We start from the raw sequence: 11,791 nt of genomic DNA, 5'->3' as shown, positions 1-11,791 counted from the left end.
GTTTTACCGTGGTCAACGTGGCCGATTGTACCAACGTTTACGTGCGGTTTTACGCGTTCAAACTTTTCTTTTGCCATCTTAAAAAATTCCTAATAAAGAAATTAAAGCCTGACTCAGTATTGAGCCAGACAAGCTAAAATCATATAACAGCGCGAGCTGAAATTATTGTATCTGCAACCTGTTTAGAGGCTTCAGCGTACTTCAAAAACTCCATAGAGTATGAGGCACGGCCCTGTGTTGCAGATCGTAAAGCAGTTGCATAACCAAACATTTCAGATAACGGAACCTGAGCATTAATTTGCTTAAGTCCACCAAGTGCATCTTCCATGCCTTCGATCATGCCGCGACGACGGTTTAGGTCGCCAACTACATCACCCATGTTTGCTTCAGGAGTGAGTACTTCAACCTTCATTACTGGCTCTAATAAAGCAGGGTTTGCATCTAGCGCACCTTGCTTCATAGCGAGTGAACCTGCTATTTTAAATGCCATTTCATTCGAATCTACATCATGGAATGAACCATCATATAAAGTCGCTTTCACGCCAAGTAATGGGTAGCCTGCCAGTACACCTTGAGCCATTTGCTCTTGGATACCTTTGTCTACCGCAGGGATGTATTCTTTCGGAACTGACCCACCTACGGTTTCGTTAACGAACTCGTAAATTGGGGCTTCATCATCCGAAATATCCATCGGTTCAAGTTTAAGCCAGACGTGACCATATTGACCACGACCACCTGATTGACGTATAAACTTCCCTTCAACTTCAACAGTTGAACGAATAGCTTCTCGGTATGCAACCTGCGGCTTACCAACGTTACATTCAACACTGAATTCACGTTTCATACGGTCGACAATGATATCAAGGTGAAGTTCACCCATGCCAGAGATAATCGTCTGGCCTGATTCTTCGTCAGTTTGTACGCGGAAAGATGGATCTTCTGCCGCTAGTTTACCTAGCGCGATACCCATTTTATCCTGGTCAGCGATTGTGCGAGGCTCAACCGCAACAGAGATAACTGGTTCTGGGAATTCCATACGCTCTAGCGTAATAATAGAATTCGGATCACACAGTGTCTCGCCTGTTGTTACGTCTTTGAGACCAATAGCCGCCGCGATGTCGCCTGCGTAGACTTCTTTGATCTCTTCACGTGAGTTTGAATGCATCTGAACGATACGACCAAGACGCTCACGCTTACTTTTTACTGGGTTATATACCGCGTCACCCTGTTTAACAGTACCAGAGTAAACACGGAAAAAGGTCAAGGTGCCAACAAACGGGTCTGTTGCAATCTTAAAAGCAAGTGCAGCAAACGGCGCTTTATCATCAGCAGGACGCTCTTCCTCGGTACCATCTTCGAGGATACCTTGGATTTGTTTCACTTGTGTGGGTGATGGCATGTATTCAACAACGCAATCAAGCACAGCTTGAACGCCTTTGTTTTTAAATGCACTACCACAGGTCATGGGAACAATTTCGTTCGCTAATGTGCGTTGACGCAAAGCATTTTTAATTTCTGCTTCGCTTAACTCTTCACCTTCTAAGTATTTATCCATTAGTTCTTCAGAGGCTTCAGCAGCGCTTTCAACTAAATGAGAGCGCCATTCTTCAGCTAAATCCTGAAGTTCTGCCGGTATTGCCTCATAAGAGAAAGTCATACCCTGGTCTTCATCATTCCAGTTAATAGCTTTCATTTTAATAAGGTCAATAACACCTTTAAAGTCGTCTTCAGCGCCAATTGGCAGCTGGACTGGAACAGGCGTTGCTCCAAGACGAGATTTCACCTGGCCGACAACCGTTAAGAAGTCAGCGCCTGTGCGATCCATTTTATTTACGAAGATCATTCTCGGAACTTCGTATTTGTTCGCTTGACGCCAAACTGTCTCAGTTTGCGGCTGTACACCAGATGAAGCACAAAGAACAACTACCGCACCATCTAGTACACGTAAAGAACGCTCTACTTCGATAGTGAAATCTACGTGTCCTGGGGTATCAATGATATTGATGCGATGGTCGTCAAATTGCGCGTCCATCCCTTTCCAGAAACACGTTGTTGCAGCAGAAGTGATTGTGATACCACGCTCTTGTTCCTGCTCCATCCAATCCATAGTTGCGGCGCCATCATGTACTTCACCGATCTTATGAGAAAGACCTGTGTAGAACAGAACACGTTCTGTTGTGGTGGTTTTGCCTGCATCTACGTGAGCACAAATACCGATATTGCGGTAACGCTCAAGTGGAGTTGTACGTGCCATAAAATCCTCTTAAAGGTTAAGGACAGATTACCAACGGTAATGAGCGAATGCTTTATTCGCTTCAGCCATACGGTGAACGTCTTCACGTTTCTTAACCGCAGTGCCTTTGTTGTCAGCAGCGTCAACGATTTCTTGAGCTAAACGTAAGCCCATAGATTTTTCGCCACGCTTACGTGCAGCGTCTACTAACCAACGCATACCTAATGCGTTGCGACGTACTGGACGTACTTCAACTGGTACTTGATAAGTTGAACCACCAACACGGCGAGATTTAACCTCTACCTGTGGACGGATGTTATCAAGTGCAGTTTCAAAGATTTCTAGGTGCGACTTGCCTGATTTCTCAGCAGCCACGTCTAGCGCACCATAAACGATTTTTTCAGCAGTAGATTTCTTGCCGTCTAACATTACGATGTTAACGAACTTAGCAAGAAGTTCCGATCCGAACTTAGGATCTGGAAGAATTTTACGTTGACCTATTACGCGTCTTCTAGGCATTTTGTATCTCCGGTTTATTCAGGTTTGCTCTTTCGAGTCAATCACCCAAAACAATAATTAATAATATTTAGTGCTTGGCCTTACTAACGGAAAACAATTAGCCTTTAGGGCGTTTTGCACCGTATTTAGAACGAGCTTGACGACGGTCGCTAACGCCTGCACAGTCAAGTGCACCACGTACAGTGTGAAAACGCACACCTGGTAAATCTTTAACACGACCACCACGGATTAGGATTACACTGTGCTCTTGAAGGTTATGACCTTCACCACCGATGTATGAAGTTACTTCGAAACCGTTAGTTAAACGTACACGAGCTACTTTACGTAACGCCGAGTTTGGTTTCTTAGGTGTAGTTGTATATACGCGAGTACATACACCACGCTTTTGCGGACACGCTTTAAGCGCAGCTGAGTTACTTTTAGTAACCTTGCTACGACGTGGCTTACGCACTAGCTGGTTAATAGTTGCCATTTAAATAGCTCCTGAAATTAAAATTACTACTGAAAAAAATAAAAAATCCGCCCTTGTTTTACCAGCATGTTTTAAACGTGCAAGTAAATGGGTGGCGGAATTTTAATGAGCAAAGATTGACCTGTCAACCTAAACCGCTCACAAGGCAGTAGATAACTGCCTTGTGAAACTCTAATCTATTGATTAGATTCGGTTTATTGATTTCCAGATAAATCCGCGTTTAAAGCATCAGTGAGTGCTTGAGTTGCCTCTTCCGCACTTACCGTTTGCTCTTCAACAACGTCTTTTTGCTTACGACGAGCCATACGCTCTTGATGATACGCAAAACCGGTACCGGCTGGGATCAATCGACCCACAATTACGTTTTCTTTCAGACCGCGTAGTTCATCGCTCTTACCATTTACAGCGGCTTCTGTTAGGACACGAGTTGTCTCCTGGAACGAGGCTGCTGAGATGAAAGATTCTGTCGCTAGTGATGCTTTTGTGATACCCATTAACTGGATTTCAAACTTAGCTGGGATCTTACCTTGAGCTTCAAGGTCGCGGTTTGCGATATTAACGCGTGCCACTTCAATTTGCTCACCGGCTAAGAACTCAGTATCACCACCGTCTAGAATGATACATTTACGTAGCATTTGACGAATAATAGTTTCAATGTGCTTATCATTGATCTTAACGCCCTGCAAACGGTAAACCTCTTGCACTTCGTTAACAATGTAATTAGCAACATGAGTCACACCACGTAGGCGTAAGATGTCATGCGGTGATTCTGGACCATCGGCGATAACTTCACCTTTAGACACTTGTTCACCTTCAAACACGTTAAGTTGACGCCACTTAGGAATCATTTCTTCGTAATGATCGCCTTCAGCTGGTGTAATAACTAAACGTTTCTTACCTTTAGTCTCTTTACCGAAGCTAATCGTACCGGTGATTTCAGCTAAGATAGCTGGATCTTTCGGCTTACGTGCTTCAAATAAGTCGGCTACGCGTGGTAGACCACCCGTGATATCACGAGTTTTCGAACCTTCTTGCGGAATACGTGCTAACACGTCACCTGGGTTTGCAGTCGCGCCGTCTGTTACTTCAATCGTAGTGAATGAAGGAAGACGCGTTTCTTGCAAGCCACGCTCATCACTTTCAATGATAAGCTTTGGTTCTTTCGCATTCGCTTTAGCAAGATCTTTAACAACTACACGAGTTAAACCCGTTAGTTCGTCAGTCTGTGCTTCAGTGTTTGAATCATCGATATCGCTGAACGATACTTTTGATTTATGCTCAAGAACGATTGGGTGACTATGCGGGTCCCAAGTAGCAACGATGTCGTTACCTTGAACTTCTGCATTGTCTTGCACTGTTAATACCGCACCGTAAGGTACTTTATAACGCTCTTTCTCACGACCATAGCTATCAATGATAGTGATCTCGGTAGAACGAGAGGTAATAACAATCTTACCGTCTGTATTTAATACATATTTAGCGTTGTGAAGTTTTAATGTACCGTTTGTTTTAACTTGTACATTATTTTCAGCAGACGCTCTTGATGCCGCACCACCGATGTGGAAAGTACGCATCGTAAGCTGTGTACCCGGCTCACCGATTGACTGTGCCGCGATAACACCTACTGATTCACCCGCGTTGATGATATGACCACGTGCAAGGTCACGACCATAACACTTAGCACAAACACCAAAGTCGTTATCACAAGTGATAACTGAACGTACGCGAACTTCATCAACTGAGTGCTCTTCTAAAAGGTCACACAGTTTTTCGTCAAGCATGATGTTACGTTCAACAAGTACTGTATTAGTACCTGGTATTACAACATCTTCAGCAACAACACGACCTAGTACACGTTCGCGAAGTGCTTCTACAACGTCACCACCTTCAATTAGCGGTTTCATTGTTAAGCCATCTTCTGTGCCACAATCGTCTTCATTGATTACCAAATCTTGTGCAACGTCTACTAGACGACGCGTTAGGTAACCCGAGTTTGCTGTTTTCAGTGCTGTATCGGCAAGACCTTTACGCGCACCGTGCGTTGAGATGAAGTACTGAAGTACGTTTAGACCTTCACGGAAGTTAGCGGTGATTGGCGTCTCGATGATTGAACCATCTGGACGTGCCATTAGACCACGCATACCTGCTAGCTGACGGATCTGAGCGGCACTACCACGAGCACCTGAGTCGGCCATCATAAACACTGAGTTAAATGACGGTTGCTCTACTTCTTCACCTTTTGCATTGATAACCGTGTCTTTTGACAAGTTGGCCATCATTTCACGTGATAAGTTTTCATTTACACGTGACCAGATATCGATAACTTTGTTGTACTTTTCACCAGCCGTTACAAGACCTGATTGGAATTGTTGGTTGATTTCAGTTACTTCAGCTTCAGCTGATTCAATGATTGCTGCTTTAACTGGTGGGATAACTAAGTCATCGATACCAATTGAAACACCAGACTTCATTGCATAGTGGAAACCGGTGTACATGATTTGGTCAGCAAACATAACTGTGTCTTTTAGACCAAGACGACGGTAACACTCATTAATTAAGCCAGAAATCTGCTTTTTACCTAGGGCTTGGTTGATTGACTCATACGGCATGCCTTTTGGTAAAATTAAAGACAGAATCGCACGACCAACAGTAGTATCAATTACGGTTACAGTGTCTTCAACAACACCTTCTTCGTTTTTAACTGATTGGCTAATACGTACTTTCACGATAGCGTGAAGGTCGGCATTACCACTACGGTATGCTTTTTCTGCTTCTTTAGGATCTTTAAATACGGCGCCTTCGCCTTTCGCGTTAATACGATCACGCGTCATGTAATAAAGACCTAATACAACGTCCTGTGAAGGAACGATGATTGGCTCACCATTAGCAGGCGATAAGATGTTGTTTGTAGACATCATTAACGCGCGAGCTTCAAGTTGCGCTTCAATTGTTAGCGGTACGTGTACCGCCATTTGGTCACCATCGAAATCGGCGTTGTACGCCGCACATACTAATGGGTGCAAATGAATCGCTTTACCTTCGATAAGCACAGGTTCAAACGCTTGGATACCCAAACGGTGAAGTGTTGGTGCACGGTTAAGTAATACTGGATGTTCACGAATTACTTCGTCTAGTACATCCCATACTTCCGCAACTTCACGCTCAACCATCTTTTTAGCAGCTTTGATTGTCGTAGCCATGCCACGACGCTCTAATTTGCCATAGATGAATGGTTTGAAAAGCTCTAATGCCATCTTCTTAGGAAGACCACACTGATGAAGCTTAAGTGTAGGACCAACCGTGATTACAGAACGGCCAGAGTAATCTACACGCTTACCAAGTAAGTTCTGACGGAAACGACCTTGCTTACCTTTGATCATATCAGCAAGCGATTTAAGAGGACGTTTGTTAGAACCTGTAATTGCACGACCACGACGACCGTTATCAAGTAGCGCATCGACCGCTTCTTGTAACATACGTTTTTCGTTGCGTACGATAATATCTGGTGCAGCTAAATCTAGTAGACGCTTAAGACGGTTATTACGGTTAATAACACGACGGTAAAGGTCATTTAGATCAGATGTCGCAAAACGACCACCGTCTAGTGGTACTAATGGACGTAAGTCAGGTGGCAATACTGGAAGTACTGTCATGATCATCCACTCAGGGTTATTACCTGATTGGTGGAACGATTCCATTAACTTAAGACGTTTAGTGATCTTTTTACGCTTAGTTTCAGAGTTAATTGTTGGTAACTCTTCACGCATTTCTGCAATTAATTGAGCAAGATCGAGTTCACGCAGTAAGTCTAATACTGCTTCAGCACCCATCTTCGCTTCAAATTCATCACCGTGCTCTTCAAGTGCATCTAGGTATTCTTCTTCACCTAATAGCTGACCACGCTCAAGCGTTGTCATGCCAGGCTCAGTTACTACGAATGATTCGAAGTAAAGAACACGTTCAATATCACGAAGCGTCATATCAAGCATTAAGCCGATACGTGACGGTAATGATTTTAAAAACCATATATGCGCAACTGGACTTGCCAGTTCTATATGACCCATACGGTCACGACGCACTTTAGTGAGTGTTACTTCAACGCCACACTTTTCACAGATCACACCACGGTGTTTAAGGCGTTTATATTTACCACATAAACACTCATAATCTTTCACTGGGCCGAAAATACGGGCACAGAATAAGCCATCGCGCTCAGGCTTGAAAGTACGGTAGTTAATAGTCTCAGGTTTCTTTACTTCACCGTATGACCATGAGCGAACCATGTCTGGTGAAGCAAGACCAATGCGAATTGCATCGAATTCTTCGGTCTTATTTTGTTGCTTCAGAAACTTAAGTAAGTCTTTCACCTTAGCTCTCCTGTCGGAGTTAATCTTGAGGACGGATGTTCTCGTCCCTACATTCTATTCAGCCATAACAGATGCTGCAGCGCTAACTGCAGCATCTAATTGGCTTAATTTTCTTCCAACTCGATGTTGATACCCAGTGAGCGGATTTCTTTCAACAATACGTTGAACGATTCTGGCATACCTGGTTCCATTTTATGGTTACCATCAACGATGTTTTTATACATCTTAGTACGACCGTTCACGTCATCCGATTTCACTGTTAGCATTTCTTGTAGCGTGTAAGCAGCACCGTAAGCTTCAAGTGCCCATACTTCCATCTCACCAAAACGCTGGCCACCGAACTGTGCTTTACCACCCAGCGGCTGCTGAGTAACAAGGCTGTAAGAACCAGTAGAACGTGCGTGCATCTTATCGTCAACCAAGTGGTTAAGTTTAAGCATGTACATGTAACCTACAGTTACTTGACGTTCAAACTGATCGCCAGTACGGCCATCATAAAGTGTAACCTGACCACTTCTAGGGTAGCCGCCTAGCTCTAGCATGTCTTTGATTTCGCTTTCTTTCGCGCCATCAAATGCAGGAGTAGCAATCGGTAAACCACCTTTCAAGTTTTCAGCTAAACGACGAATTTCGTCATCAGAGAAACTAGCAATATCCACAACCTGACGAGACTCACCGATCTCATAAGCTTGTTTAATGAATTCGCGTAGCTCATGAAGCTCGCGTTGCTCTTTCATCATTTCTTCTAAGCGCTCACCAATACCACGTGCAGCTAGACCCATATGTGTTTCAAGGATCTGACCGATGTTCATACGTGATGGTACACCTAGTGGATTTAGTACGATATCTACCGTACGACCTTTGTCATCGTATGGCATATCTTCTACTGGTACGATAGTCGAGATAACACCTTTGTTACCGTGACGACCCGCCATTTTATCACCCGGTTGGATACGACGTTTAACAGCTAGGTATACTTTAACAATCTTAAGTACGCCTGGTGCTAAGTCATCACCTTGGGTAATTTTACGACGTTTGTTTTCAAACTTCTTATCGTATTCAGCTTTAAGCTCATCGTACTGTGCAGCTAGTTGCTCAAGTTCAGCTTGCTTGTCTTCTTCAGCAAGGCTTTGAGTTAGTAACTTTTCAGCATTCAGTGACGCTAAGTTGTCTTCATCGAAACCAGCTGCCACAAGTAACTTGCGTGCACGGTCTAAAACACCGGCTTCTAGAATACGGAACTCTTCGTTGAAGTCTTTCTTCGCTTCGCGAAGCTGCATGTCTTCAACTTCTAACGCACGTTTATCTTTTTCAACACCATCACGGGTGAAAACTTGTACGTCGATTACAGTACCAGTTACAGAGTTTGGTACACGTAAAGAGCTGTCTTTAACGTCAGACGCTTTTTCACCGAAGATAGCACGTAGTAGCTTTTCTTCTGGTGTTAATTGCGTTTCGCCTTTCGGAGTCACTTTACCTACTAGGATATCGCCGCCTTTAACTTCAGCACCAATATATACAACACCTGATTCATCAAGCTTGCCTAGTGCAGATTCACCCACGTTCGGGATATCTGCTGTGATCTCTTCTGAGCCTAATTTAGTATCACGGGCAATACACTGTAGTTCTTGAATATGAATAGTCGTTAGACGATCTTCTTCAACTACGCGCTCTGATAGTAAGATTGAATCCTCGAAGTTGTAACCGTTCCATGGCATGAATGCCACGCGAAGGTTTTGACCAAGGGCTAAGTCACCTAAGTCAGTCGAAGGACCATCTGCTAACACATCGCCACGAGTAACCGGTTCACCAACCATGCATGTTGGTTTTTGGTTAATACATGTATTTTGGTTAGAACGTGTGTACTTGGTTAAGTTGTAGATGTCGATGCCCGCTTCACCAGGAATGCGTTCTTCTTCATGTACATTAACAACGATGCGACTTGCGTCGGCATACATTACTTCACCACCACGTTTTGCAACAATCGTTACACCAGAGTCTTTCGCTAGTGTTAACTCAATACCAGTACCTACTAACGGTTTGTCCGCTTTCAATGTTGGTACTGCTTGACGTTGCATGTTTGAACCCATCAATGCACGGTTAGCATCATCGTGTTCTAGGAACGGGATAAGTGCGGCCGCTACAGAGATCACCTGTTGTGGTGATACATCCATATATTGTTGGTCCATGCGACCCATAAAGGTTGATTCACCTTTGTGACGACATGGAATAAGTTCATCTACAAACTCATTGGTTTCAGTTAAGTTTGAGTTCGCCTGTGCGATAACAAACTGACCTTCTTCAATGGCTGATAGGTAATCAACTTCATCAGTTACTACACCGTCTACCACTTTGCGGTAAGGTGTTTCTAAGAAACCGTAGTCATTGGTACGTGCATACGTAGACAATGAGTTAATTAGACCGATGTTTGGACCCTCAGGAGTCTCGATTGGACATACACGACCGTAGTGAGTTACGTGAACGTCACGTACTTCAAAGCCAGCACGCTCACGAGTTAGACCGCCCGGACCTAATGCAGAAATACGACGCTTGTGCGTTACTTCTGATAGCGGGTTATTTTGGTCCATAAACTGTGATAACTGAGACGAGCCGAAGAACTCTTTAACTGCTGCCGAAATAGGCTTAGCATTAATAAGATCTTGTGGCATGATCGCGTCTAGGTCACCTAAGCTTAAACGCTCACGTACAGCACGTTCTACACGTACTAAACCTACACGGAATTGGTTCTCAGCCATTTCGCCAACACTACGTATACGACGGTTGCCTAAGTGGTCTATATCATCAACATCGCCAACACCGTTACGAATAGCAATCAATACTTTCATAACCGCTACGATGTCTTCTTTGCTTAATGTGCCAGGGCCTGTGTCTGAATCGTAACCAACACGGCTATTGAACTTCATACGACCTACTGTTGATAAGTCATAGCGTTCTTCTGAGAAGAATAAGTTCTCAAATAAGGCTTCAGCCGCGTCTTTCGTCGGTGGCTCGCCTGGGCGCATCATGCGATAAATTTCTACTAGTGCTTCTAAACGGTTGCTTGACGAGTCAATGTTTAATGTATTTGACATGTAAGCGCCGCTGTCTACTTCATTGATATATAATGTATCAATAGTAGTGTGACCTGCTTTAACCAATTCAGCCATCATTTCAAGCGTTAGCTCGTCATTTGCAGTCGCGATGATTTCACCTGTTGACTCATCAACATAGTTCTTCGCTAATACACGGCCAATGATGTACTCATGTGGTACTTCTAATTGATTAATGCCTTTTTTCTCGATGCTCTTGATGTGGCGAGCCGTAACACGACGACCGCTTTCAACAAGGACTTCACCGTCTTCGCTCTTGATATCAAAAGCGGCAGTTTCACCACGTAAACGTGAAGGTACAAGTTCCATAAGAACTTTACCGTCAGCAATTTCAAACGCAGTAGTATCGAAGAAGATATCTAGGATTTCTTCACTCGTGTACTCAAGTGCACGTAAGATGATAGACGCCGGTAATTTACGACGACGGTCAATACGTACATATAAGTTATCTTTTGCATCAAATTCGAAGTCTAACCATGAACCACGGTAAGGAATTACGCGTGCGTTATAAAGCACTTTACCTGACGAGTGAGTTTTACCGCGGTCGTTATCAAAGAATACACCAGGGCTACGGTGTAGCTGAGAAACGATAACACGCTCTGTACCATTGATTACAAAAGTACCGGTATCGGTCATGAGCGGAATTTCGCCCATGTAAACTTCTTGCTCTTTAATGTCTTTAACTGTGCCTGGAGCTTCTTTGTCCATTACTACAAGACGCAGTTTCACGCGAAGTGGAGCAGAATAAGTCACACCGCGAATTTGACATTCTTTTACATCGAATACTGGCTCACCAATACGATAACTTACGTATTGAAGCTCAGAATTTCCCGAGTAGCTTTTAATTGGGAACACAGAACGGAAGGCAGCTTCCAAACCATGATCGCCATCAGCGTCCGGGACTAAGAATTTTTTAAACGATTCTAACTGCGTCGACAGTAAGAAAGGTATATCCAAAACTTGTGGACGTTTACCAAAATCCTTACGGATACGTTTCTTTTCAGAATAAGAGTAAGCCATGGGGTTCCTCAGCTTGCTGATCTTTGACCCGACCTGTTCTTGTAAGAACAGACTTAACTGGCATCTATGC

General features: G+C 43.8%; 5 protein-coding genes and 1 pseudogene. All 6 read right to left on the bottom strand.

Annotated features, from left to right (window positions below):
* Window positions 1–77 (bottom strand): annotated as a pseudogene (locus QL984_RS12940) (elongation factor Tu); the annotation flags it as partial.
* A 62-nt stretch (window positions 78–139) separates the two neighbouring features.
* Entirely contained in the window at window positions 140–2,254 is a 2,115-nt protein-coding gene (fusA, locus tag QL984_RS12935) for an elongation factor G (protein WP_013463850.1), read from the bottom strand.
* Between the two features lie 27 nt (window positions 2,255–2,281).
* A complete protein-coding gene (gene rpsG / locus QL984_RS12930) occupies window positions 2,282–2,752 on the bottom strand; it encodes a 30S ribosomal protein S7 (RefSeq protein ID WP_010392135.1) in 471 nt (156 codons plus the stop codon).
* 97 nt (window positions 2,753–2,849) lie between these two features.
* A complete protein-coding gene (rpsL, locus tag QL984_RS12925; RefSeq protein WP_002958885.1) occupies window positions 2,850–3,224 on the bottom strand; it encodes a 30S ribosomal protein S12 in 375 nt (124 codons plus the stop codon).
* Between the two features lie 194 nt (window positions 3,225–3,418).
* Entirely contained in the window at window positions 3,419–7,591 is a 4,173-nt protein-coding gene (gene rpoC, locus QL984_RS12920; RefSeq protein WP_013463849.1) for a DNA-directed RNA polymerase subunit beta', read from the bottom strand.
* A 104-nt stretch (window positions 7,592–7,695) separates the two neighbouring features.
* A complete protein-coding gene (gene rpoB / locus QL984_RS12915; protein ID WP_024602214.1) occupies window positions 7,696–11,721 on the bottom strand; it encodes a DNA-directed RNA polymerase subunit beta in 4,026 nt (1,341 codons plus the stop codon).
* Window positions 11,722–11,791: the final 70 nt, after the last annotated feature.

It is taken from the genome of Pseudoalteromonas sp. APC 3495, from assembly GCF_030407645.1.
Taxonomy (GTDB): domain Bacteria; phylum Pseudomonadota; class Gammaproteobacteria; order Enterobacterales; family Alteromonadaceae; genus Pseudoalteromonas; species Pseudoalteromonas tetraodonis.
The sequence above is the reverse complement of the archived record's forward strand: the minus strand, read 5'-3'. Positions and strand labels throughout refer to the sequence as shown.

Excerpts from the sequence above, each read along its gene's own strand:
- rpoB (WP_024602214.1), bottom strand. The coding sequence starts at position 11,721 with ATGGCTTACTCTTATTCTGAAAAGAAACGTATCCGTAAGGATTTTGGT.
- rpsL (WP_002958885.1), bottom strand. The coding sequence starts at position 3,224 with ATGGCAACTATTAACCAGCTAGTGCGTAAGCCACGTCGTAGCAAGGTT.
- rpsG (WP_010392135.1), bottom strand. The coding sequence starts at position 2,752 with ATGCCTAGAAGACGCGTAATAGGTCAACGTAAAATTCTTCCAGATCCT.
- fusA (WP_013463850.1), bottom strand. The coding sequence starts at position 2,254 with ATGGCACGTACAACTCCACTTGAGCGTTACCGCAATATCGGTATTTGT.